The organism is Serratia sp. HMSC15F11, assembly GCF_001808215.1.
Lineage (GTDB): Bacteria > Pseudomonadota > Gammaproteobacteria > Enterobacterales > Enterobacteriaceae > Serratia > Serratia nevei.
Genome location: NZ_KV792450.1, coordinates 127,589 through 148,845, shown reverse-complemented (window position 1 = coordinate 148,845; position 21,257 = coordinate 127,589). Strand labels below are relative to the sequence as shown.

At 60.8% G+C, this 21,257-nt stretch carries 25 protein-coding genes; 10 read left to right on the top strand and 15 right to left on the bottom strand.

Annotated features, from left to right (window positions below; translation table 11 throughout):
- Positions 1 to 44 precede the first annotated feature (44 nt).
- The 3 genes from phoA to HMPREF3138_RS11140 all read right to left on the bottom strand — a co-directional run bounded on the left by phoA (position 45) and on the right by HMPREF3138_RS11140 (position 3,068).
- Positions 45 to 1,472 carry an alkaline phosphatase gene (phoA, locus tag HMPREF3138_RS11150; RefSeq protein WP_038880913.1) on the bottom strand — a complete coding sequence of 476 codons (1,428 nt, stop codon included), beginning with the start codon at positions 1,470 to 1,472 and terminating at the stop codon, positions 45 to 47.
- A gap of 130 nt (positions 1,473 to 1,602) precedes the next feature.
- Positions 1,603 to 2,310: a glutathione S-transferase N-terminal domain-containing protein gene (locus HMPREF3138_RS11145; protein WP_004939065.1), complete on the bottom strand. Its 708-nt coding sequence runs from the start codon at positions 2,308 to 2,310 to the stop codon at positions 1,603 to 1,605.
- Between the two features lie 74 nt (positions 2,311 to 2,384).
- Positions 2,385 to 3,068, bottom strand: a complete 684-nt coding sequence (locus HMPREF3138_RS11140) for an ArsR/SmtB family transcription factor (protein ID WP_038880916.1) — start codon at positions 3,066 to 3,068, stop codon at positions 2,385 to 2,387.
- Positions 3,069 to 3,148: 80 nt separating this feature from the next.
- Between HMPREF3138_RS11140 and HMPREF3138_RS11135 the strand changes: the two genes are divergently transcribed.
- On the top strand, positions 3,149 to 4,168 hold the full coding sequence (locus HMPREF3138_RS11135; protein ID WP_038880919.1) for a cytochrome P450 family protein: 1,020 nt from the start codon (positions 3,149 to 3,151) through the stop codon (positions 4,166 to 4,168).
- Between the two features lie 12 nt (positions 4,169 to 4,180).
- Entirely contained in the window at positions 4,181 to 4,528 is a 348-nt protein-coding gene (locus HMPREF3138_RS11130) for an antibiotic biosynthesis monooxygenase family protein (RefSeq protein ID WP_033646818.1), read from the top strand.
- A 34-nt stretch (positions 4,529 to 4,562) separates the two neighbouring features.
- On the opposite strand, the gene HMPREF3138_RS11125 is transcribed toward HMPREF3138_RS11130, so the two are convergent.
- Positions 4,563 to 5,294 (bottom strand): isochorismatase family protein, encoded by a 732-nt coding sequence (locus tag HMPREF3138_RS11125; protein WP_038880922.1) that lies wholly within the window; start codon positions 5,292 to 5,294, stop codon positions 4,563 to 4,565.
- Positions 5,295 to 5,426: 132 nt separating this feature from the next.
- Here HMPREF3138_RS11125 and HMPREF3138_RS11120 point away from each other — a divergent pair, with 132 nt between their 5' ends.
- Complete coding sequence (locus tag HMPREF3138_RS11120) at positions 5,427 to 6,323, top strand: LysR family transcriptional regulator (RefSeq protein WP_038880925.1); 897 nt, start codon at positions 5,427 to 5,429, stop codon at positions 6,321 to 6,323.
- Positions 6,324 to 6,493: 170 nt separating this feature from the next.
- Positions 6,494 to 6,991: a P-loop nucleotide/nucleoside kinase family protein gene (locus HMPREF3138_RS11115; RefSeq protein ID WP_038880928.1), complete on the top strand. Its 498-nt coding sequence runs from the start codon at positions 6,494 to 6,496 to the stop codon at positions 6,989 to 6,991.
- Positions 6,992 to 7,023: 32 nt separating this feature from the next.
- Here HMPREF3138_RS11115 and HMPREF3138_RS11110 read toward each other — a convergent pair whose 3' ends face one another.
- From HMPREF3138_RS11110 to HMPREF3138_RS11095, 4 genes are all read right to left on the bottom strand, one after another.
- Positions 7,024 to 7,530, bottom strand: a complete 507-nt coding sequence (locus tag HMPREF3138_RS11110) for a GNAT family N-acetyltransferase (RefSeq protein WP_038880931.1) — start codon at positions 7,528 to 7,530, stop codon at positions 7,024 to 7,026.
- Between the two features lie 62 nt (positions 7,531 to 7,592).
- The gene (locus HMPREF3138_RS11105; protein ID WP_004939031.1) at positions 7,593 to 7,850 is read right to left on the bottom strand and encodes a YjhX family toxin; all 258 of its coding nucleotides are present in this window, start codon (positions 7,848 to 7,850) and stop codon (positions 7,593 to 7,595) included.
- Between the two features lie 233 nt (positions 7,851 to 8,083).
- The gene (cynS, locus tag HMPREF3138_RS11100) at positions 8,084 to 8,554 is read right to left on the bottom strand and encodes a cyanase (protein ID WP_038880935.1); all 471 of its coding nucleotides are present in this window, start codon (positions 8,552 to 8,554) and stop codon (positions 8,084 to 8,086) included.
- Between the two features lie 19 nt (positions 8,555 to 8,573).
- Positions 8,574 to 9,227, bottom strand: a complete 654-nt coding sequence (locus HMPREF3138_RS11095) for a carbonic anhydrase (RefSeq protein ID WP_038880937.1) — start codon at positions 9,225 to 9,227, stop codon at positions 8,574 to 8,576.
- Positions 9,228 to 9,341: 114 nt separating this feature from the next.
- Here HMPREF3138_RS11095 and cynR point away from each other — a divergent pair, with 114 nt between their 5' ends.
- Entirely contained in the window at positions 9,342 to 10,292 is a 951-nt protein-coding gene (cynR, locus tag HMPREF3138_RS11090) for a transcriptional regulator CynR (RefSeq protein ID WP_038880940.1), read from the top strand.
- On the opposite strand, the gene HMPREF3138_RS11085 is transcribed toward cynR, so the two are convergent.
- Together HMPREF3138_RS11085 and HMPREF3138_RS11080 are read right to left on the bottom strand one after the other, a co-directional pair.
- The gene (locus HMPREF3138_RS11085; RefSeq protein ID WP_033637706.1) at positions 10,216 to 10,647 is read right to left on the bottom strand and encodes a hypothetical protein; all 432 of its coding nucleotides are present in this window, start codon (positions 10,645 to 10,647) and stop codon (positions 10,216 to 10,218) included. The two genes, cynR and HMPREF3138_RS11085, sit on opposite strands and share 77 nt — an antisense overlap.
- A 58-nt stretch (positions 10,648 to 10,705) precedes the next feature.
- Positions 10,706 to 11,173 (bottom strand): winged helix-turn-helix transcriptional regulator, encoded by a 468-nt coding sequence (locus HMPREF3138_RS11080; RefSeq protein WP_038880943.1) that lies wholly within the window; start codon positions 11,171 to 11,173, stop codon positions 10,706 to 10,708.
- A gap of 63 nt (positions 11,174 to 11,236) precedes the next feature.
- Here HMPREF3138_RS11080 and HMPREF3138_RS11075 point away from each other — a divergent pair, with 63 nt between their 5' ends.
- Positions 11,237 to 11,476 carry a tautomerase family protein gene (locus tag HMPREF3138_RS11075; RefSeq protein WP_038880946.1) on the top strand — a complete coding sequence of 80 codons (240 nt, stop codon included), beginning with the start codon at positions 11,237 to 11,239 and terminating at the stop codon, positions 11,474 to 11,476.
- A gap of 89 nt (positions 11,477 to 11,565) precedes the next feature.
- On the opposite strand, the gene HMPREF3138_RS11070 is transcribed toward HMPREF3138_RS11075, so the two are convergent.
- The 3 genes from HMPREF3138_RS11070 to HMPREF3138_RS27405 all read right to left on the bottom strand — a co-directional run bounded on the left by HMPREF3138_RS11070 (position 11,566) and on the right by HMPREF3138_RS27405 (position 14,846).
- Entirely contained in the window at positions 11,566 to 12,870 is a 1,305-nt protein-coding gene (locus tag HMPREF3138_RS11070; protein WP_038880947.1) for an MFS transporter, read from the bottom strand.
- A gap of 1,331 nt (positions 12,871 to 14,201) precedes the next feature.
- Positions 14,202 to 14,621 (bottom strand): hypothetical protein, encoded by a 420-nt coding sequence (locus HMPREF3138_RS11060; protein WP_229701982.1) that lies wholly within the window; start codon positions 14,619 to 14,621, stop codon positions 14,202 to 14,204.
- A 96-nt stretch (positions 14,622 to 14,717) separates the two neighbouring features.
- Positions 14,718 to 14,846, bottom strand: coding sequence for a hypothetical protein (locus tag HMPREF3138_RS27405; RefSeq protein ID WP_256388243.1), 129 nt, complete (start codon positions 14,844 to 14,846; stop codon positions 14,718 to 14,720).
- Between the two features lie 181 nt (positions 14,847 to 15,027).
- On the opposite strand from HMPREF3138_RS27405, the gene HMPREF3138_RS11055 reads away from it, so the two are divergent.
- Positions 15,028 to 16,620: an ABC-F family ATPase gene (locus HMPREF3138_RS11055; protein ID WP_033637709.1), complete on the top strand. Its 1,593-nt coding sequence runs from the start codon at positions 15,028 to 15,030 to the stop codon at positions 16,618 to 16,620.
- A 51-nt stretch (positions 16,621 to 16,671) separates the two neighbouring features.
- On the opposite strand, the gene moeB is transcribed toward HMPREF3138_RS11055, so the two are convergent.
- Both moeB and moeA read right to left on the bottom strand, forming a co-directional pair.
- Positions 16,672 to 17,427, bottom strand: a complete 756-nt coding sequence (gene moeB, locus HMPREF3138_RS11050) for a molybdopterin-synthase adenylyltransferase MoeB (protein WP_038880948.1) — start codon at positions 17,425 to 17,427, stop codon at positions 16,672 to 16,674.
- A 2-nt stretch (positions 17,428 to 17,429) separates the two neighbouring features.
- On the bottom strand, positions 17,430 to 18,668 hold the full coding sequence (moeA, locus tag HMPREF3138_RS11045; protein ID WP_038880949.1) for a molybdopterin molybdotransferase MoeA: 1,239 nt from the start codon (positions 18,666 to 18,668) through the stop codon (positions 17,430 to 17,432).
- A 157-nt stretch (positions 18,669 to 18,825) separates the two neighbouring features.
- Here moeA and HMPREF3138_RS11040 point away from each other — a divergent pair, with 157 nt between their 5' ends.
- The 3 genes from HMPREF3138_RS11040 to HMPREF3138_RS27130 all read left to right on the top strand — a co-directional run.
- Positions 18,826 to 19,362 carry a DUF924 family protein gene (locus HMPREF3138_RS11040; protein WP_038880951.1) on the top strand — a complete coding sequence of 179 codons (537 nt, stop codon included), beginning with the start codon at positions 18,826 to 18,828 and terminating at the stop codon, positions 19,360 to 19,362.
- A 358-nt stretch (positions 19,363 to 19,720) separates the two neighbouring features.
- Positions 19,721 to 20,677: an isoaspartyl peptidase/L-asparaginase family protein gene (locus HMPREF3138_RS11035; RefSeq protein ID WP_038880952.1), complete on the top strand. Its 957-nt coding sequence runs from the start codon at positions 19,721 to 19,723 to the stop codon at positions 20,675 to 20,677.
- A 19-nt stretch (positions 20,678 to 20,696) separates the two neighbouring features.
- A partial coding sequence (locus HMPREF3138_RS27130; RefSeq protein WP_246828724.1) for an ATP-binding cassette domain-containing protein occupies positions 20,697 to 21,257 on the top strand: 561 nt, incomplete at its 3' end.

The window sequence follows — 21,257 nt, the reverse complement described above, 5'->3', positions numbered from 1 at the left end:
TAATAAATGGCCGCCGTTGCGGGCGGCCAGGATTCACAAGGCGGTTACTTGATGCCCATCGCATCGCGCATGGTGAAGAACAGATCGGTCTGATCGGTCAACCCCACCACGTTGGCGGCGTGCGGGCCATAGGCCGCGACGCGCAGCTGGGTGCCGGTGTGCCCCTGCGATTCCTCTTCCGAGTTGCCGTAGCTGAGGGTCATCGGCGCGCCGTCTTTGGTGGTCAGTGTCTGGGTCAGGCCCGGCGCTTTGGCGTCGGCGGCGACGATCTGGCTGGAGTGCGCGTGGTCGGCGGTGACGATCACCAGCGTGTTGCCGTCGGCGCGGGCGAAGGCCAGCGCTTTTTGTACCGCTTCGTCCAGATCGACGGTTTCACCAATCTGCCCGCACGGGTTGGCGGCGTGATCCTGCTTATCGATCGACGCGCCCTCTACCTGCAGGAAGAAACCGTTCGGGTTGTCTTTCAGCAGCGAGATCGCTTTTTCGGTCATCGCCGCCAGCGTTGGCATGGCCGCGGTGCGCGCCGGGTTGTTTTCACAGGTTACCGCCGGCTTGTCGAGGTTGCCGTGATAGCTGGCTTTCGGCCCCAGCCAGCGCACCGGCATGTTACCGTCGGCGAACAGGCCCAGCAGCGGTTTTTGCTGATTGGCCAAGGTAACGGCCTGCAGTTCATCCGCATTGCTCACCCACTGGTAACCCTGGGCTGTCGCCTGGTCCTTCAGCGATTTTCCTTGCCATTCGCCGCTTTTCGCCAGTTGGTTGAAGGACTTCGCGCCGCCGCCCAGCGTGACGTCGGCGCGGGTTTTCAGCAGCTGCTCGGTGATGGAGCCGCGGCCGCCGTTTTCCAGCGCGTTAGCAGCGCATTTCTCGCTGGTTTCCTCCGGGCCGTAGCATTTGCGCGAGGTGACGTGCGACACCAGCGCCGCCGGCGTGGCGTCCTGCAGTTCGGCGGTGGAGACGTTGCCGGTGGCCTTGCCGGCCGCTTTGGCGATCTCCAGCAGCGTTGGCTGGTCTTTGCCGTTCACGTCCACGCCGAGCGCGCCGTTATAGGTTTTCACCCCGGTGGCCCAGGCGGTGGCGGAGGCGGCGGAGTCGGTTACGTAATCCGGTTTGTGGGTTTTCTTATCCAGCGAGTAGTGGGTGTATTGCCCGGTCAGCGGCAGAGCGTCGATGCCCTTGAAGTAACCGCCTGCGCCTTCGGCGTAGTTACGCGCGGCGGTGATCTCGGAATCCCCCATGCCGTCGCCGATCAGCAGGATCACGTTTTTCACCGTTTTGTCCGACAGCGACGCCTTCAGCGCGGCGGTCTGATCGCCGGCCAGACGACGGGCGCCGCCCGGCTCGGTGAGGGTGCCGCGCGCGGCGCGCTCGGTCAGGCTATCGGCATTGGCCGAGGTTTCCGCCGCGATGGCGGAGGAGCAGAGCAGGGCGGACAGCACGGCGCCGGCGATCAGGGATACAGCAGGTTGCATGGGGTAAGCTCCTTGTCGTAATACAACAATGTAAATAACATCAAATTGTTACGTAAGGAGAGTAGAGCAGAGGGATGACAATTTTATGACAGAGAAAGACGGGATGGCCCGGCGGCCACCCCGTTTGGTGTCAGGCCGCGCGCGCCGGAATAGCCAGCCCACGCTGCACCGCCGGCCGCGCCAGACCGCGCTCCAGCCACTGCGCGACGCGCGGGAAACTGTCGAACGCCACCAGCTCGCGCGCCTCATAAAAGCCGATCAGGTTACGCACCCAGCCCAGCAGTGAGATATCGGCGATGGTGTAGTCCGCGCCCATGATCCAGTCGCGGCCTTCAAGGCGCGTTTCCAATACGCCGAGCAGGCGTTTCGATTCGTTCTTGTAGCGCTCCAGCGGCCGTTTGTCTTCATACTCGCGCCCGGCGAATTTGTGGAAGAAACCGAGCTGGCCGAACATCGGGCCGACGGCGGCCATCTGGAAGAACACCCACTGAATGGTTTCATAACGCTGCGCCGGATCCTGCGGCAGGAAACGGCCGCTCTTTTCCGCCAGGTAGAGCAGAATGGCGCCGGATTCGAACAGCGGCAGCGGTCGGCCGCCGGGGCCATCGGGATCGATGATCGCCGGGATCTTGCCGTTCGGGTTCAGCGCCAGAAATTCCGGCGTCCAGGTTTCGTTGTTGCCGATGTCGATCAGGTGCGCTTCATAAGGCAGGCCGATCTCTTCCAGCATGATGGACACTTTGACGCCGTTCGGCGTCGGCAGAGAATAGAGCTGCAACCGTTCCGGGTGCTGAGCCGGCCAGCGTTTGACGATCGGGAATTGGGTGGAATCGAGCATGGAAACTCCTCGGGTTGGCGGGGTCACTTAAGCGTACCCCTTGAGTATTGCAGTAAAACTACCCCGCCGCCGGGTTACACCGTGAGCTCAAAATGTGCGGCCAGCGCTTTTTTACCGGCGGGGGTCAGCTGCAGCTCGCGGCTGTCGAGCCGGCGGACTATCCAGCCGCGTTGAATAAAGGCGGCCAACAGCGCGGCGCCCAGTGCGCCACCGAGGTGAGAGCGGCGTTCGCTCCAGTCCAGGCAGCCGCAGGCGAAGCGGCGGCGGGTGGGGGCGGGGGAGCAATCGACGCCCAGCCGCGCCAGCGAGGCCTGACCGACGTCGCTTAACCGGTAGTCTTCCACACCGCTCAGCCAGTTCAGCGCATGCAGCCGATCGTGCAGCTTCACCGCCACCTCGCCCGCCATGTGGTCGTAGCAGGTGCGGGCATATTGCAGCGTGGTGGGCGTGCTGCTTTTCGCCGACGGGCGCGGTACGCCCGCCAGCGCCATCAGGCCTTCCAGCGCTTCGGCCACCGGCTGACCGGCCAGCCGAAAATAGCGGTAGCGCCCCTGTTTGACGCAGGCGATCAGCCGCTGCTCCAGCAGTTTCGCCAGATGTGCGCTGGCGGTGGACGGGGCGACCTCGACCGCCGCGCTGAGCTCGGTAGCGGTGTAGGCGCGCCCATCCATCAACAGGCACAGCATGCGTGCCCGGGTGCGGTCGGCGATGGCGGCGCTCAGCGCCGCTAAACGATCTTCTATGTCGATGTTATGCATACTTCGAGGTTAGGCGAAGTATGACTGCGCGTCCAGCGCTAGCCTGTGGTTATCGCCATCTGGTACCGAGGGAGAAAACCATGTCCGAATGTCCTTATGCCGCCGCGCTCGCCGCCGAGCCGCAGATGCACTATCGCACCTTGCCGCCCTTGAGCTGGGATAGCGCATGGCAATGTTGGGTGGCCGCTACGCCGCAGTGGGTGAGGGAAGCGCTGCTCAATGCCGATCTCGGCGTGCGGCCGGCCGATGAGCCGGTGCCGACGGCCTTGCTGGAGACGCCGATGGCGCCGCTGTTCGCCGGGCTGGCGCGGATGCGCGACGGCGAGGAGCATCGCACGCTTAAGGCGGCGCTGCAGCGGGCGTTAGCTTCCTGCGACGATACTCTGATTCAGCAAACCGCGGCGCAGTGCGCGGCGCGGTTTGCGCCAAAGGCCGCCGAGGCGGCGGCGATCACCCGCTTTAACTACGGGTTGCCGGTCTGCACCCTCGGCGCATTGTTGGGCGTACCCGAAGCGCAGTGGCAACATCTTATCGACGACAGCCTGGACTTTGTCCGCTGTATCGCCCCCGGCGGCACGCCGCAGCAGCTGGCACGCGGCATTGCGGCGGCACAGCGGCTCTGTGCCCGGCTGGCGACGGGGAATGGCGTGCTGCGCCAGGCCCTGGTGCGGGAGATCGGCGACGCCCGGCTTGTGTCGGCCAATGCGCTCGGCCTGCTGTTTCAGGCCTGTGAGGCGACGGCGGGCTGGATCGGACTGGCGTATTTGCTGGCACGGCAGAACGGTGAAGTGGACACCGCGCTGGATCGGGTGCGGGCGCTGACGCCACCTATTCAAAACACGCGCCGTTTCGTCTTACGCGAAACGCAGCTTGCCGGTTGTACGCTGCGCGTGGGGCAGACCGTCTTGCTGTTGCTCGGCGCCGACGGTGAACTGGCCTTCGGCGCAGGGGCACACCGCTGCCCGGGCGAACGCTGGGCGAGAATTATCGCGCGCTGCGGCGTGGCGCATCTGTGTTCGCTGGATATTGATGAGCGGGCGTTGGAATCGGTGCGGTGGCGCCATTCCTACAATGCGCGCGTACCTGAATTTTACCGTTGAGAGGAAACGATAATGATCGCCGTGATTTTTGAACTGCAGGCCGCTGACGGGCAGCGTGATACCTATCTGGCGCTGGCGGCTGAGCTGAAGCCGCTGCTGGCGCAGATCGACGGATTCATTTCCATCGAGCGCTTTCAAAGCCTGGCCGATCCTGCGCGCCTGCTGTCGCTCTCCTTCTGGCGCGACGAGGCGGCGGTGCAGCAGTGGCGCAATCTCGAGCAGCACCGGGCGGCGCAGGCGCGCGGCCGTGGCGAGGTGCTGGCGCAGTATCGGCTGCGGGTGGCGGAAGTGGTGCGGGACTACGGGCTGGAGAGACGCGAACAGGCGCCGCAGGATAGCCGTTGTTATCACCGCACTTGAAGAAAGCCCGCCGGCGGCGGGCTTTCTTCGCCCGTTATTTCGCTTCGCTGCCCACCTTCATCGCCCCGGCGTAGCTGGCGCCCATCCCCCAGGCGGCGCCGTGGTCGCGGGCGATCTGCAATACGCTTCCCGCCGTGGCTTTGCGGCTCCAGTCCTGCTGCCATTCCAGCATCAACGCCACCCAGTTGATGGGCGTGGCGCCCGCCTGTATCAGGCGCTGCATGGCGTTGTTTTGGCTGTCTGGCGTAATGTCGCCGGTGACGTCCGACAGAATATAAACCTCATATCCCTCGCCCAGGGCGGACAGCGCCGGCAGCATCACGCAGCTGGCGGTCCACAGCCCGCCGATGATGATTTTCTTGCGGCCGGATTGTTTGATCAGGTCCACCACGCGCCGATCCTGCCAGACGTTGATGGCGGTGCGATCGTACACCTGCAGGTCCGAGCGTGCCTGCGTCACCTGCTGGAATACCGGCCCGGCGAAGCTTTTGGCGTTGGCCGAGGCCAGAATGGTCGGCACGTTGAACACCTTGGCGGCCTTGGCGATGCCGGCGGCGTTATTCACCAGATTGGTTTGGTCGATAGAGGAAATGGTCATGCCGAACATGTCCTGCAGATCGACCAGCAGCAGCAGACTGTTCTCGGCGGTCAGCGGCTGCACATAACCCGTCTGGCGGCTGTCGGCGGCGGGGGATTGCGCCAGCGCGGCGACGGGGGCGGCGGCGGCGCTCAGGCCGAGCATCAGGGCAAACAGGGTCTTTTTCATTATTAACTCCATGATTATCAGTAGATTAAATTCACTTCCCATTCAGGGAAGCGGTTGAATAAAGTCTACTGAGGTTGTTGAGGTTAATAATCTGTGTTTTATTGAATTTATAATTAACCAATAGGACATAATGTGGACGTGCTACTGACGATGCGCGCCTTTCGCCGCGTGGTTGAGCGCAACAGTTTTTATAAGGCGGCGGAGGATCTGGCGATCACGCCGGCGGCGTTGAGCAAGCAGATTAAGCAGTTGGAGAACCGGTTGGGTACATTGTTGCTGGTGCGTACCACCCGCAGCATGAGCCTGACCGAAGCCGGGCTGCTCTATTACCAGGAAGCCTGTCGTCTGCTCGGCGAGTTCGACGCGCTGGAGCAGACGGTTGCCGCCAGCGCGCAGCAGGTCTCCGGCACGCTGCGGGTCAATGCGCCGCTCTCGTTCGGCCTCACGGTGCTGTCGCCGCTGCTGCCGCCGTTTATGCAACGCTACCCGCAGCTGCAGGTGGAACTGACGCTGGACGACAGGGTATTGGACGTGGTGGCGGCCGGTTTCGATATTTCCTTGCGCATTCGCCGACGGCTGCCGGATTCTTCCCTCAGCGCCCGGGCACTGGGTGAAGTGCACCAGCGAATTTGCGCCGCGCCCGACTATTTGGCACAGCACGGCGTGCCGCAAACGCCGAATGACTTGCCGCGGCACAGCTGTCTGGCCTATTCCCTGGCGGAAAGGCCGGGGCAGTGGCAGTTCACCGCCGGCGAGGAGAGCCTGAGCGTGACGTTCGCTCCCCGGTTGATCGCCAACAACAGCCTGATGCTGCGGGACATGCTGGTGGCGGGACTGGGCATCGGTTCGCTGCCGTCGTTCGTGGCGGATCCCGAAATCGCCGCCGGCAGACTGGTGCGGCTGTTCCCTGAACAGATTGCCGAAGCGCATCAGGTCTTCGCGGTTTACCCGACGCGCCGGCATGTGCAGCAGAAAGTGAGTTTATTCACCGAGTTTGTGCGAGAACAGGGATTGATGACGGCGAATTGACAACGGCGCACGGTTGTCATATTCCTTAGTTATGAAAAGATCCTATCGCCCATTCGCGCAAATTATTATCACCATGCTTCGTGTGGTGGGATAGCGCGTGTGTCGCCAATAAAAAACCCGCCGGCAAGGCGGGTTTTTTTCTCCCCTTCCGGCAACGACCGGAGAACGGCATGAAAACCTACCCTGCAGTTTTACACCTGATGTGCGGCAAGGCCGGCGCAGGCAAATCGACGCTGGCGCAGCGTTTGGCGCAGCAACCGCAAACGCTGTTGCTGGTCGAAGATGCGTGGCTGGCGACGCTGTATGAACAGGAGATGGCCAGCCTGCAAGACTATGCGCGCTGTTCCGAACGATTACGGCGGGCGCTGGGCGGGCACCTCGTTCAGCTGCTGCGCGGCGGCTGGTCCGTGGCGCTCGATTTCCCGATGAATACGCCGGACAGGCGGCGTTGGGCCAAAGCGTTGGCGGAGGAGGCCGGCGTCGCGCACTGCCTGCATTTTCTCGACGTCAGCCATGTGCAGTGCCTGAGCCGGATAACGCTGAGAAACGCGCGCGGCGAGCACCCGTTTACACTGAGCGAAGCGGAGTTTGAGCACCTGGCGCAGTACTTTGTTCCCCCGGCGGAAGAGGAAGGGATGACCGTCTTGCATTATAGCGAACAGGACTGAAAACCGGCGCCATGACGGCGCCGGCAACAGGGTTAGACTTCGGCGTTAAACGCGTTGTGGAAGGCGACTTCCGCACACGGCAGCGCGCCCTGGAAGGCGATGGCGCGGAAGTAGTCTTGCGGCACGCCCGGCAGGGTCAGCGCGGTCTGCGCCTGGAAGCCGAAACGGCCGTAATAGTTCGGATCGCCCAGCACCACGCAGCCTGCGGCGTGCCGTTCCTGCAGTTCGGCCAATAGCTGGCGGATCAGCCGGCTGCCGATCCCCCGGTTCTGACTGGCCGGCAGCACCGACACCGGTGCCAGCCCGTACCAACCGGCGGCGCCGTTGCTGAGTATGACCGGCGAGACGGACGCGTGCCCGATCGGTGTGCCATTGTGCTCCGCGACCAGCGACAGGGTGAGAGCGCCTGCCGCGCGCAGCGCGTTGACGATAAACTGCTCGGTGTGGCTGCTGTGTTCGGCATGCAGGAACGCGGCGGCGGTCAGGGTGGCGATGGCGCCGACGTCGGCCGGCGTTTCGTGGCGTAAAGTGATGTCCATGGTTGTATCCTGATTAAATAAGGCTGAGCCGACCGGGCTGCCTGCCCGGCCGATATCGATGATTAACGGTTATCCAGCTGCGCCCGCACGGCCTTGAGCCCGGCGAAGGTGACGCGATAAGGGCGCCCCTGGCGAGAGAGGATCAGGCGTTTGGTTTTGAGTTTGGTGAAGACGGCCAGCGAGCAGTCGGCCAGGCCGAGCCCTTCGCGGGTGTAGCATTCGACGTGGGTGACGCGACCGGCGTCGTTGCGGGTGAAGGCGATATAGCCGCCTTTGGCCAACACGTGCAGCACGCGTTGTTCCGCTTTGGAAATGTTCATGTTGGGAGATCCTGTAATAACCCCAGATACGCGCATCCCCGCGCAAACGCGCGTCGGATACGTCAGAGTCCCTCGCCATACGGCAAGGAAGCGACTATCGGGTGGTTACAATCTCCAACATACAGGCCTCGGGCAGTGAAAAACGCCAGGGCGGCGTTTCAGCGCAGTTAATGTAGCCAATGGCCGGTTGGCTGTCAATTTGCCGGCGGCGCGGGCCGCCGGCGCAAGGCCAATCAGAAAGGCTTGGTCGGCAGGTACTTGCCGTCCAGGGTGATCACTGCGCGTTCGCCGCCGTCCGGATCGGCGACCTTTTTGATATCCAGCTTGAAGTTGATGGCGCTGATGATGCCGTCGCCGAACTGCTCGTGCACCAGCGCTTTCAGCGTGGAGCCGTAAACCTGCAGCATTTCATAGAAGCGATAAATGGTCGGATCGGTCGGCACGCCGCCGGGAATGCTGCCGCGCAGCGGGATGGTTTGCAGCAGCAGCACCGCCTCTTCGTCCAGCCCCAGCTTGGCCGCTACCGTGCGCGCCGCCGGTTCCGGCAGCGCATGCTGCCCCAGCAGCGCGGCGGTGACGAACGCCAGGCTGAGACCGGTGCCCTCGGCCAGCGCGTCGAAAGTCAGGTTATGGCGGATCTTGGCGGCCATGATGGTGTCGGTGAGCGCTTCGCGCGGGGCGGCGTTGTGCAGAGAGTGTGTCATGTTAGCTCCTTTTGTTGGCTTAAAAACGAGCGATCGCCGGGGTGGCGGTCACCTCGGGATGGGTGGCGAGCGGCACGAAGCGGCGGGTTTCGCCGTCCAGCGCCTCGATAGCGCCGCTGGCGATGTCATAGACCCAGCCGTGCAGCGTCAGGCGGCCCTGATCCAGCGCCAGGGCGACGGAAGGGTGCGTTTTGATGTTGTTGAGCTGGGCGATGACGTTTTCGCGCACCATCGACGCGACCCGGGCCTCGTCGGAGGCGTGCGGATAAGCCTGATTGACCGCCTTGGCGGAATCGGCGTAACGCAGCCAGCCGGCGACCGTCGGCAGGTGTTCCAGACACTGGCAGGTGGCGATGGCGGTCATCGCGCCGCAGTCGGAATGGCCGCAGATCACGATATCCTCCACGCCCAGCGCGGCGACGGCGTACTCGACCGAGGCGGTAACCCCGCCGGGTTCGGGGCCGAAAGAAGGCACGATGTTACCGGCGTTGCGGATCACGAACAGATCCCCCGGCTCGCGCTGGGTGACCAGCTCCGGCACCAGGCGGCTGTCGGAACATGAGATAAACAGGGTGCGCGGGTTTTGGCGGGTCGCCAACTGCTGAAACAGCGCCGTGCGTTCAACAAAGGCTTCGCGCTGGAACTTCAGGAAGCCTTCAATCACCTCTTTCATCCGTTTCTCCATTGGGTGTCGTTATGCGATGGCGGCATGATGAACGCTTCTGGCTATAGGGTCTAAGACCCATTTATAATGCTGGCTATAGGTTTTACTAATTGCTGGGGCGCTATGCTGCTGCGACACATCCGTTATTTTCTGGCCGTTGCCGAACAGGGTAACTTCACCCGCGCCGCCGAAGCGCTGCACGTCTCGCAACCGACGCTGTCTCAACAGATCAAGCAGTTGGAAGACACACTGGGGGCGCCGCTGTTCGATCGCAGCGGCAGAGCCGTGCGCCTGACCGACGCCGGTGAGGCGTGGATGCGCTATGCGCGCTTGGCGCTGCAGGATCTGGACGCCGGCGCGCGGGCGATCCATGACGTGGCGACGCTCGAGCGTGGCCATTTGCGGCTGGCGATGACGCCGACCTTCACCGCCTATCTGGTGGGGCCGGCGATCGATGCGTTCTACCGCCGCTACCCGGGGATTACCCTGAGTATTGAGGAGATGGCGCAAGAGCGAATTGAGGCGCTGCTGGCGCAGGATCGGCTGGATCTGGGGATCGCCTTCGAGATGGCGCAGTCGGCGGAGGTGGAAGCGGCGGCGTTGTTCAGCGAGACGCTGGAGCTGATGGTCGGTGCCGGGCATCCCCTGGCGGCGCGGCATCGGCCGCTGACGCTGGCGGAGTGGCAACATCTGCCGCTGGCTTTGCTGAGCGGCGACTTCGCCACGCGCCAGTTTATCGATCGCTACTGCACGCAGCTGGGATTTCGGCCGCAGGTGGCGGTGGAGGCCAACGCGCTGGGCGCCATCGTCGAGATCGTGCGGCGCGGGCAGCTCGCCACGCTGCTGCCGGCCGCCATTGCGCGTGAGAATCGGCAGTTGAAAAAAGTGGCATTGGCCAACGCCATGCCGGTGCGGCAGGCGGTGTGGCTGCAGCGCAAAGGCGCTTACCGCAGCGCCGCCGCGCAGGCGTTTATTGCCGTCTTGCAGGAACAGGGCGTTACGCCAACGCCCCCCAGCGCTGCGTCATCCCCAGCAGATGCACCAGCCCGAAGCCGAGGCAAATCAGCGAGCTGACGACGATAAAGCGCTGGCTGCGGCCGGTATCGCGCAGGGCGAAGGGGCCGGCGACGCCGCGCAGCAGGTAGATGAAGGTAATGATAAACAGCGCGGGCCGCAGCAGCGGCAGCGGCGCGATCAGGCCCGCGCCGGAAAGCGCATACAGCGACCAAATAAACAGCACCAGCGCGATACCGGCGGTGACAACGGCCGGGAACTTTTTACCCGCTTCCGCCGCCTTAATGAAGCGATCGCCGGCGCCGCATAGCCGGTAGCCGCGCGGCCCGGCGGCGATCACCCAGATATGCAGCAGCGCGGCGATGGCGCTCAGCGCGGCACCGATCAGCAGCGCGGTGTTATAGAGGTGCGGCATGGTTCAGCATCCTTGTCCTAAATCAGTCTGGTACCAAGCGTAGACCAGAATGGGTAAGTCAGGCTGGGGGGAGCTCAACGGCCGACATTTGCAACGCGTCTTCAGGCACCACGCGGCCCTGCGCATCGAGCAATGCCAGCTGTACCGGCAGCCCGCTGCGTTTATCCACCAGTTGAACGTGGGGGTTGTCATGCAGAATATGCCGGTGACCCCACGCCATCAGAGCAACCAGAATGGGCCCCAGGCTGCGCCCCTTGTCCGTCAAGACATATTCATGTCGCTCGCGCTCGCCCGGTTCCCGGTAAGCGCGTTTGGCCAACAGCTCCTGTTCTACCATGGCGTTCAGACGGTTGCTCAACGCCTGACGCGACGCGCCGATATTTTCACGCAGTTCTTCAAAACGGCGGCCGCCGTAGAATGCCTCGCGCAGGATCAGCAACGTCCAACGATCGCCAAGCAGATCGGCCGCCTGCGCCAGCCCGCACAGGGCAAGTGAAACGGTGGGGAGATCGGGAGATTTTGACATGGGCATTTTCCTTCGCTAGCCTAAGTCTTGTTTTTAGACTTATCTATGTTCAAGGAGATTATAATGCCATTTGTTAATGTGCAAACCGTAAAAGGCATGCTGGATGACGGACAAAAACGTGAATTGCTGGCGCGTATTACCGATTTGCTGGTGGAGATAGAAGGGCGCGGCGATCCGGCGTTCAGGCCGTCGGTTTGGGTCAGAATCGATGAACATGCGCCAGAACAATGGAGCCTCGGCGGTTTGCAGCCCACGGCGGCGATGATTGCCGCTAAATTTCCGCCGCGCGAGTGCGCGAAATGACGCCAGTCTGAGCGCGTGTCCGCAGGCGGGAATGTCTTCTCGCTCCAGAGGCGTTTACCGCCTGCGGCAGAATCGGTATTGACGGCACTTTATTCGGTGTGACGCTCCCGGAACAGCAAAGTGGCAATCAGACTGACGGTCAGCATGCCGGTCACGTACCACGCCGGCGCCAGCGGGTTGCCGCTGGTCTCCAGCAGCCAGGTGACGATCAGCTGCGCCGAGCCGCCAAACAGCGTCACGCCGAAGGCGTAAATCATCGAGGTGCCGGTGGCGCGCACGTGGCGCGGCAGTGCCGAGACGATCAGCATGGTGCTGGCCAGCATGTTGATGCCCAGCGCGCCGATCAGCAGGATGCGGAAAACGATCGCCAGCCACAGGGTTTGCGTGGCGCTGAGGAACCAGAAGGTTGGGTAAATCAGGATCAGCGCCGCAAAGATGGAGAACAGCAGCGGCCTTTTGTAATTCTGTATCCGATCGACATAGCGCCCGGCGTAATAGACCGCCACGATCTGCACCACGGAGGCGATACAGCTGAACAGGTAGGCGGTCGGACCGGCGATGCGGTAGGTCTGCATCATGTAGGTCGGCATGTACAGCAAGACTACGTAAACCATCACGGTGCCGGACATGATGACCAACACCCCCAGCAACAGATCCTTGGCGTGGTTGCTCACCAGATCCCATACCGGATTCAACGGTACCCGCGCACGATCCGGCTGTTCGCCGCTGTAGGTCTCTTCCAGGTGCTTACGGATATAGACGCCGACGGGAATGATCAGCAGGCCGATGATGAACGGCACGCGCCAGCCCCAGGCATACAGCGCCTCTTCCGGCAGAAAATAGGTGAGCGCCAGCCCGCAAGAGGCGCCGAGCAGGGCGCTGACGCCCTGGCTGATGGCCTGCCAGCTGACGAAAAAGCCGCGCTGATTGGCCCCGGCGGACTCCAGCAGCAGCGTGGTGGCAGAGCCGACTTCACCGCCGGCGGCGAAGCCCTGAATCAAACGGCCGACCACGATCAGCACCGGCGCCAGAACGCCGATTTGCGCATAGGTCGGTGCGAAGGCGATCAGGGCGGTGCCGATGCCCATCAAGACGATAGTCATCAGCATGGCGGCCTTGCGGCCGACCCGGTCGGCATAGGCGCCCAGCACCATGCTGCCCAGCGGGCGCATGATAAAGCCGACGCCGAACACCGCCACCGACATCAACAAAGAGCCGTAGGCGCTGTCGCTGGGAAAATAGAGTTTGCCGATGATGGCGGCAAAGAAGCTGTATACGGTGAAGTCGAAAATCTCCAGGCCGTTGCCCAGGCTGGCGCCGACAATGACTTTGTAATTTACCGCGCCTTTCTCTGCCGTTTGGCTTTTGGGCAAGGTTTTTTCAGCAGTGTTCATCGTTATCTCTCGCGATAGGTGGACGGTGTGTTGTTATTATGTTCTGGCCGTGATGGCATTATCCGGGACGGCGATAACCGCCACACGAAGCGGCAACAGAATGGCAACGTCTCCTTTACATATACTTGTATGTACAATTCTATGCAACATGAGGGTGGTTAACGGGATAACGCTGGTTTGATTTTTCTTAAGATTTTGTATTTATATGTTTTTTTTTGGATTTATGACGTGTAGCAGTGAGGTGGTTTAGTGCCGATTTAGTGAGCTGTAGCGCATTAATCATCGAAAAAATCCTGGCATTTAAGAGGAAGGTCACAAAATGTCGCGTATAGCAGAATATGCGGCGATAGTCGGCAAGAAATAGAATTAAATAGAGGCGTATTGACTGTATCAATGATTCCCAAGAGGTATTCAAGTGCGATTTATTCGTACCTGGTGCGGTATCTGGAGAGAATAAATTTAATTTTTTATTTTAATTAATACCGCTAATTAATATGTTTGGTGAATTTGTTTCAGCTATTGTACAGCTTGCTGTGCGAAGCCTCCCCGTGATTTTCATCGGCATTATTAAATGCAGGTATGACTCATCCGTCGGCAACGCTCAAAATGTCACCAAAACTTCCCGCGATCTCTGAACCCCATTGTGGCATAATGCGCGCCAAATCACATTCCCTATGTATAAAGAGCGAGCGCTGTGTTAAGTACCAACAACATCACAGTGTTGTTTCATATGTGAAATTTTTATATGTATAAAATATCTGCTAAGTATCAGTCTTAGAGAATTACCTTTATAAATTTCATATACGCGAGAATACGACATGAATTGGTAATATATACCCAAAATAATTCCAGTTGCTTGGAGGCGGCAACGCAGTGAGTCCCCGGGAGCTTACACCAGTAAGTGACTGGGGTGAACGAGGAGAGCCAACACTCAAGCAGCTTTAAGTATGACGGGTATATTAATCTTATTGTATGTTGGTGCATTAATATCAAGCCATAGATGATAGTAGTCTGCGTGCAGAATGTAGCTGAGTTAATTACAGCTCATCGGCTAGAGAGTCAGTAATTAGCATTAAAAGCAATATGATAACTGTCTTTATTTAATTTAAATTACACCGTTCACTCAGGACTTTCATCGTACACTTTTTTAACCGCAAACCTGAAAATGACATACCCTAAGAAAACTCCAGCTATGGAGGTCGCAACCCACAGATACTTAAAATGGTCGTCGGAGTAAAATACGAACCAGGCAATGGCCAATAGCGAGAGGGCTATCACTCCACACCCTATGCCCTGAATAATTCTGGATAAAGCCGCCAGCATAAAGTTCTTCATATGTTAACCTTTGAAAAAAAGTACTGACAAATTTGGTTGAATTTCTTTCGATCTCTTTCCCAAACTGAGACGGCATCCTCGAATGGTCGGACTTTGTTTTCTAACAGAAAGTACAGCAGATCGAGGTTTCCCAAGCGTCTAAGTTGATCATACATCCGTGAGTTTCTTGCCCTCAAGTCGCGTGATGTATAGACAGAGCGCGATATGCTTGCCCCAGCGGTGAGAATTGAGCCAACGGTAACACCCGAGACAAGTCGTGGAATGATTTGTTTAGAGAATATATATCCCATGTTTGCGGTGGCTAACTGATTAAAGGCGAATTTGCCGATGAGTTTGCCTGATGTTCTTATGGTCATGTCCTTAACATCTTCAAAATTGACCTTGCTGGCGAAATTTTCGATGAAGATATGAGCCACTTTTTCGATGCTCGCTTTATTGGCCAGGCCTGACTTGATAAGTCTGATAAATCGCTCTTTATCTTGCGAGTTTAACCATCGGTTTTCAGTATCAATTTAGTCGTAGCCCAGGTAGTAGAAATCGACCGGTACACTGATAAAACCTTGTGCAAACCCGCGAACTAAATTGCTGTCAATGTTTATGGCATCCGCCATGTCGTTGGCTATCTGCTTTGCGCTTTTCATAGAAATCCTTTTCAATATGAATCGCCGAATCTAGCAGACTTTTTGTACGCAAGCCAATGCCCACCGGCAAACGGTGTGAACCCACCGCTCAAAATGTCACCAAAACTTCCCGCGATCTCTGAACCCCATTGTGGCATAATGCGCGCCAAATCACATTCCCTATGTATAAAGAGTGAGCGCTGTGTTAAGCACCAACAACATCACCATGCAGTTCGGCAGCAAGCCGTTGTTTGAAAACATCTCTGTCAAATTCGGCGGCGGCAACCGTTACGGCCTGATCGGCGCCAACGGCTGCGGCAAGTCCACCTTTATGAAAATCCTCGGCGGCGATTTGGCGCCGACCGGCGGCAACGTGTTCCTCGATCCGAATGAGCGCTTGGGTAAACTGCGGCAGGATCAGTTCGCCTTCGAACAATACAGCGTGCTGGACACCGTGATCATGGGCCACACCGAGCTGTGGGCGGTGAAGGAAGAGCGCGACCGCATCTACGCTATGGCGGAGATGAGCGAAGAAGACGGCTATAAAGTGGCCGATCTGGAAGTCGCCTACGGCGAGATGGACGGTTACACCGCCGAAGCGCGCGCCGGCGAACTGCTGCTTGGCGTCGGCATTCCGGTGGAACAGCACTACGGCCCGATGAGCGAAATCGCGCCGGGCTGGAAGCTGCGCGTATTGCTGGCGCAGGCGCTGTTCTCCGATCCGGAAATTCTGCTGCTCGACGAACCGACGAACAACCTGGACATCGATACCATTCGCTGGCTGGAGCAGGTGCTGAACGAACGCAACAGCACCATGATCATCATTTCGCACGACCGTCACTTCCTGAACATGGTCTGCACCCACATGGCGGATCTGGACTACGGCGAACTGCGCGTTTATCCGGGCAACTACGACGAATACATGACCGCCGCCACCCAGGCGCGTGAACGTCTACTGGCCGACAACGCCAAGAAGAAGGCGCAGATCAACGAGCTGCAATCGTTCGTCAGCCGCTTCAGCGCCAACGCCTCCAAATCCAAGCAGGCCACCTCGCGCGCCCGCCAGATCGACAAGATCCAGCTGGAAGAAGTGAAGGCCTCCAGCCGCCAGAACCCGTTCATCCGTTTCGATCAGGACAAGAAGCTGTTCCGTAACGCGCTGGAAGTGGAAGCGCTTACCAAGGGCTTCGACAATGGCCCGCTGTTCAGCAAGCTGAACCTGATGGTGGAAGTGGGTGAGAAGGTTGCGGTGCTGGGCGCCAACGGCATCGGTAAAACCACCCTGCTGAAAACGCTGGTGGGCGACGCACAGCCGGACAGCGGCACCGTGAAGTGGTCGGAAAACGCCCGCATCGGTTACTACGCGCAGGATCACGAATACGAGTTCGACGATACCCTGACCGTGTTCGACTGGATGAGCCAGTGGAAGCAGGAAAAAGACGACGAGCAGGCGGTGCGCAGCGTGCTGGGCCGTTTGCTGTTCAGCCAGGACGACATCAAGAAGAAAGTGAAGGTGCTGTCCGGTGGTGAGAAGGGCCGCATGCTGTTCGGCAAGCTGATGATGCAGCGCCCGAATATTCTGGTGATGGACGAACCGACCAACCACCTGGATATGGAATCCATCGAATCGCTGAACATGGCGCTGGAGATGTACGAAGGCACGCTGATCTTCGTCTCCCACGACCGTGAGTTCGTCAGCTCGCTGGCGACGCGCATTCTGGAAATCACCCCGAACAAGGTGATCGACTTTACCGGCAACTACGAAGACTATCTGCGCAGCCAGGGCATCGTGTAACCCTCGCGGCAACGCATCAGGGCGGGAATTATCCCGCCCTTTTTTTATCCGTCACTCCCCGCCGCACACTTCGCAGTGCGGATCCTTCGGCAGTTTCATCTCGCGGAACTGCATGCTCATCGCATCGAACATCAACAGCTTGCCGCGCAGCGGCTGACCATAGTCGGCCAGCAGCTTGATGGCTTCCATCGCCTGCAGGGTACCGATAGTGCCGACCAGCGGCGCCATCACGCCCGCTTCGACGCAGGTGAGGGCGCTGTCGCCGAACAGCCGGCTCAGGCAGCGGTAGCAGGGCTCGCCCGGCTGATAGGTGAACACGCTGAGCTGGCCTTCCATGCGGATCGCCGCGCCGGAAACCAGCGGCCTCTGCTGCGCGTGGCACAGGCGGTTCAGGGCGTCGCGCGCCGCCACGTTGTCGGTGCAGTCCAGCACCAGATTACAGGCGGCGATCTCTGCCGCAACCGCCTCATCTTCCAAACGGCCGTCGATCGCGTCGATGCGGATATGTGGATTGATGGCGCTCAGTTCCTGCCTGGCGGAGGCGACTTTGCTCATGCCGATGCGATCGTCGCGGTGCAGGATCTGGCGCTGCAGGTTGGAGAGCGAGACGGTGTCGAAATCCACCAGTACCAGATGGCCGACGCCGGCCGCCGCCAGGTAAGGCGCGGCGGCGCAGCCCAGCCCGCCCAGCCCGGCGATCAGCACGCGGGCGGCCTTCAGCTTCTCCTGGCCGTCGAAGTCAAAGCCGCGCAACACGATCTGGCGGTTGTAGCGCAGCGCTTCGGCGTCGGTCAATTCCGGTAGCATGCTCAGCTCCTCAGCAGGGCGTTGAACGGCTCGATCTCTACCGTTTCGCCTACCGCTACCGAACCGCGTTCGCGCTCCAGCACGATGAAACAGTTGCCCTGGCTGTAGGAGCTGAAGACGTGCGAGCCCTGGTGGCCGGTGGTGCTGACCTCCAGTTCGCCTGCGGCGTTGCTGCTGAACACGCCGCGCTGGAAATCGAGGCGGCCCGGCGATTTCTTCAGCGGCGTCAATGCGCGCGCGCGCAGGCGCGGCGGCAGGCGCCAGTCGCTGTGGCCGGCCAGCTTCGCCAACAGCGGTTGCACCAGCTGGTAGAAGGTCAGGGCGGCGGAAACCGGGTTGCCCGGCAGGCCGCAGAACCAGGCGTGGCCTAGCTTGCCGAAGGCGAAGGGTTTGCCGGGTTTGATCGCCAGCTTCCAGAAGCTGACCTGGCCCAGCTCGTCGAGCATCTGTTTGGTGTAGTCGGCCTCGCCGACCGAGACGCCACCGCTGCTGATCACCACGTCGGCCTGGCTGTCCGCCCGTTCGAAAGCGGCGCGCAGCGCATCGCGATCGTCGCGGATAATGCCGAGATCGAGCACCTCGCAGCCCAGCTGTTCCAGCATCAGGCGCACCGCGAAACGGTTGGTGTCGTAGATTTGGCCCGCCTGCAGCGGCTGGCCGACCGGCTGCAGTTCGTCACCGGTGGAGAACACCGCCACCTTCAGCTTACGCATTACCTGCACCTCGGCGACGCCAAGCGAAGCCAGCAGCGGCAGCTGCGCGGCGCCCAGCTTCACGCCGGCCGGCAACACGCTCGCGCCTCGGCGAATGTCTTCACCCGCCAGACGGATATTCTGGCCGGCTTCAACCGGCGCGGTAAACCGCACGCCCTCGTCGCTCACCTCGGCCTGTTCCTGCATGACCACCGCGTCCGCCCCGGCCGGGATCGGGGCGCCGGTCATGATGCGCACGCAGCTATTGGCCGGCCATTGGCCGTCGAACGGTGCGCCGGCGAAGGCCTTACCGGCGACCGGCAGCGGCGCATTGGCCGCCAGATCGGCGAGGCGCAGCGCATAGCCGTCCATCGCCGAGTTGGCGAACGGCGGCACGTCGAGCGGCGAGACGACCGGCGCGGCGGTGATGCGACCGGCGGCGGCGGTCAGGGCGATGGATTCGGTCTGCTGCAGCGGGGCGATCTGCCCGAGCATTTTTTCCAGCGCTTGCTCCAGGGAAATGAGATCGGAAGTATGGCAATGATCCATAAGGGGAACTCCGTAATCAGGGTGCGCTAAAGTAGCGACAAAGTGCGGGTATTATGGCAGAGAACGCTGAGGGGGAGAACGGGTTATGCCTGCCATCTTTCGTACTGCGGCGTTGGGGCGATCGGGTATAAACTGCGTAAAACAGAGGAGAAAAGGCATGCATAAACAGGTTATCGAGTTCTGGTTCGACGAGATCGAACCGGTCATGTGGTTTAAAAAGGATGACGATTTCGATCGTCTGCTGCACAGCCGTTTCGGCGAAATCTGGCGGGCGGCGGCGGCGGGCGAGCTGGCACACTGGCGCGACACCATCGAAGGGCGTTTGGCGGAGGTGATCGTGCTCGATCAGTTCAGCCGCAACCTGTTCCGCGGCACGCCTCAGTCGTTCGCCTGCGACGGCATGGCGCTGATCCTGGCGCAGGAGGCGATCCGCAGCGGCGAGTGCGAACGGCTGAGCCGCGAGCAGCGCGGCTTCCTCTATCTGCCGTTTATGCATTCAGAATCGCCGCTGATCCACCAACAGGCGCTGGTGCTGTACACCGAGCTCAATAACGGTGACCAGCTGGAGTTCGAGCTGCGCCATAAGGCGATCATCGATCGTTTCGGCCGCTACCCACATCGCAATGCGATATTGGGGCGCACCAGCACGCCGGAAGAAGAGGCCTTTTTACAGCAGCCTGGATCGGGTTTTTAATCGTTGAATCATCTGCGCCCGGCCGGGGAAAAAACAGCAGGCTGGGCGCCGCAATAAGCGTTATTCAGCGCGAATGTTTATTTCATTACGCCATGCCGCTATTTCCGCACGCGAAATTACCAATAATCTCAGCCGCAGGATAAGCGGTTTGCCGTTTTTTATAACCTGCTGTTTTTATTCCAATAAGCTATTTCAAGGTGCGAAACGGTCTAAGCGCGCTACGCTAAAAGCGGGGCGTGGACGTTATGCTGTACTTCCACTGTCGGGTTAAATAGAGTCGAAAAAGACTGAATAATAATGATACCGCGCTCAGCTTATTCGCTGTGCAACGGCGGGATTAACACAGGGTGTCAGGCAAATGAGCAAACCAGTGATTGCCATTCATGGCGGCGCGGGCGCAATTACCCGGGCGGCGCTGAGTGCGGAAAAAGAACGGCTGTATATCCAGGCACTGTCCGAGATCGTGGCCGCCGGGCAGGTGATACTGGCGCAGGGCGGCAGCGCGCTGGACGCGGTGACCGAAGCGGTGCGGCTGCTCGAAGAGTGCCCGCTGTTCAACGCCGGTAAAGGATCGGTGTTCACTCATCAGGGCACCCACGAGCTTGATGCCTGCGTGATGGACGGCCGCACCTGCGATGCCGGCGCCGTCGCCGGCGTCAGCCGCATCCGCAACCCGGTGCTGGCGGCGCGCGCGGTGCTGGAAAACAGCGAACACGTGCTGTTTGCCACCGAAGGCGCCGAGCAGTTTGCCGCGGCCCACGGCCTGGAAATGGTCGCCCCCGATTTCTTCTTTACCCAGGAACGTTTCGATCAGCTGCACCGGGCCCAGGCGGAGCAGGGCCGGGTATTGCTCGATCACGACGGTGCGGCGCAGGCCGGCGAGCCGCTCGACCCCGATCGTAAATTCGGCACCGTCGGCGCGGTGGCGCTGGATGCGCTGGGCAACCTCGCCGCCGCGACTTCGACCGGCGGCATGACCAACAAGCAGGCCGGGCGGGTAGGCGACACGCCGATCATCGGCGCCGGCTGCTATGCCAACAACGCCACGGTGGCGGTCTCCAGCACCGGCACCGGCGAAATCTTCATGCGCGGCGTGGCGGCCTATGACGTCTCCGCCCTGATCGAATACGGTGGCCTCAGCCTGCAGGCCGCCAGCGATCGGGTGGTGATGGAGAAGCTGCCGGCGCTCGGTGGCAGCGGCGGCATGATCGCCGTCGATCGCCACGGCAATATCGCGCTGCCGTTCAACTGCGAGGGGATGTATCGCGGTTTTGGCTATGTCGGCGATGCGCCGTCCGTCGGGATTTACCGCTAAGCGTTCACCGGGAGGGTGCATGACCGACGTTTCACTTCGACCCGCCGGCAGCGGGTTGTCATTGCCGCCGCAGCGGGTGCTGACGGTGCGCGATCTGAGCATCAGCTTTCCTCAACCGGACGGCGCCGTGGCAGCGGTGCGTAACCTGTCGTTCTATCTCGAGCGCGGCGAGACGCTGGCGATCGTCGGTGAGTCCGGCTCCGGTAAATCGGTGACTTCGCTGGGGCTGATGCGGTTGGTGGAGCAGGGCGGCGGGCGCATCGTCAGCGGTGCCATGACGCTGCGCCGACGTGACGGCGCGTTGCTCGATCTCGCTCAGGCCTCGCAGAGTACGCTGCGCACGGTGCGTGGTGCCGACATGGCGATGATCTTCCAGGAGCCGATGACCTCGCTCAACCCGGTGTTTCCGGTCGGCGAGCAGATCGCCGAATCGCTGCGCCTGCATCAGGGCATGGATCGCCGCAGCGCGCGCCAGGAGGCGCTGCGCATGCTCGACCTGGTGCGTATTCCGGAGGCCAAAGAGGTGCTGGGGCGCTACCCGCACCAGCTTTCCGGCGGCATGCGCCAGCGCGTGATGATC

Excerpts from the sequence above, each read along its gene's own strand:
- HMPREF3138_RS11115 (WP_038880928.1), top strand. The coding sequence starts at position 6,494 with ATGAAAACCTACCCTGCAGTTTTACACCTGATGTGCGGCAAGGCCGGC.
- moeB (WP_038880948.1), bottom strand. The coding sequence starts at position 17,427 with ATGCTACCGGAATTGACCGACGCCGAAGCGCTGCGCTACAACCGCCAG.
- moeA (WP_038880949.1), bottom strand. The coding sequence starts at position 18,668 with ATGGATCATTGCCATACTTCCGATCTCATTTCCCTGGAGCAAGCGCTG.
- HMPREF3138_RS11130 (WP_033646818.1), top strand. The coding sequence starts at position 4,181 with ATGATCGCCGTGATTTTTGAACTGCAGGCCGCTGACGGGCAGCGTGAT.
- HMPREF3138_RS11070 (WP_038880947.1), bottom strand. The coding sequence starts at position 12,870 with ATGAACACTGCTGAAAAAACCTTGCCCAAAAGCCAAACGGCAGAGAAA.
- HMPREF3138_RS11085 (WP_033637706.1), bottom strand. The coding sequence starts at position 10,647 with ATGCCGCACCTCTATAACACCGCGCTGCTGATCGGTGCCGCGCTGAGC.
- HMPREF3138_RS11140 (WP_038880916.1), bottom strand. The coding sequence starts at position 3,068 with ATGCATAACATCGACATAGAAGATCGTTTAGCGGCGCTGAGCGCCGCC.
- HMPREF3138_RS11075 (WP_038880946.1), top strand. The coding sequence starts at position 11,237 with ATGCCATTTGTTAATGTGCAAACCGTAAAAGGCATGCTGGATGACGGA.
- phoA (WP_038880913.1), bottom strand. The coding sequence starts at position 1,472 with ATGCAACCTGCTGTATCCCTGATCGCCGGCGCCGTGCTGTCCGCCCTG.
- HMPREF3138_RS11040 (WP_038880951.1), top strand. The coding sequence starts at position 18,826 with ATGCATAAACAGGTTATCGAGTTCTGGTTCGACGAGATCGAACCGGTC.
- HMPREF3138_RS11080 (WP_038880943.1), bottom strand. The coding sequence starts at position 11,173 with ATGTCAAAATCTCCCGATCTCCCCACCGTTTCACTTGCCCTGTGCGGG.
- HMPREF3138_RS11125 (WP_038880922.1), bottom strand. The coding sequence starts at position 5,294 with ATGAAAAAGACCCTGTTTGCCCTGATGCTCGGCCTGAGCGCCGCCGCC.
- HMPREF3138_RS11095 (WP_038880937.1), bottom strand. The coding sequence starts at position 9,227 with ATGAAAGAGGTGATTGAAGGCTTCCTGAAGTTCCAGCGCGAAGCCTTT.
- HMPREF3138_RS11135 (WP_038880919.1), top strand. The coding sequence starts at position 3,149 with ATGTCCGAATGTCCTTATGCCGCCGCGCTCGCCGCCGAGCCGCAGATG.
- cynR (WP_038880940.1), top strand. The coding sequence starts at position 9,342 with ATGCTGCTGCGACACATCCGTTATTTTCTGGCCGTTGCCGAACAGGGT.
- HMPREF3138_RS11110 (WP_038880931.1), bottom strand. The coding sequence starts at position 7,530 with ATGGACATCACTTTACGCCACGAAACGCCGGCCGACGTCGGCGCCATC.
- cynS (WP_038880935.1), bottom strand. The coding sequence starts at position 8,554 with ATGACACACTCTCTGCACAACGCCGCCCCGCGCGAAGCGCTCACCGAC.
- HMPREF3138_RS27405 (WP_256388243.1), bottom strand. The coding sequence starts at position 14,846 with ATGAAAAGCGCAAAGCAGATAGCCAACGACATGGCGGATGCCATAAAC.
- HMPREF3138_RS11035 (WP_038880952.1), top strand. The coding sequence starts at position 19,721 with ATGAGCAAACCAGTGATTGCCATTCATGGCGGCGCGGGCGCAATTACC.
- HMPREF3138_RS11105 (WP_004939031.1), bottom strand. The coding sequence starts at position 7,850 with ATGAACATTTCCAAAGCGGAACAACGCGTGCTGCACGTGTTGGCCAAA.
- HMPREF3138_RS11145 (WP_004939065.1), bottom strand. The coding sequence starts at position 2,310 with ATGCTCGATTCCACCCAATTCCCGATCGTCAAACGCTGGCCGGCTCAG.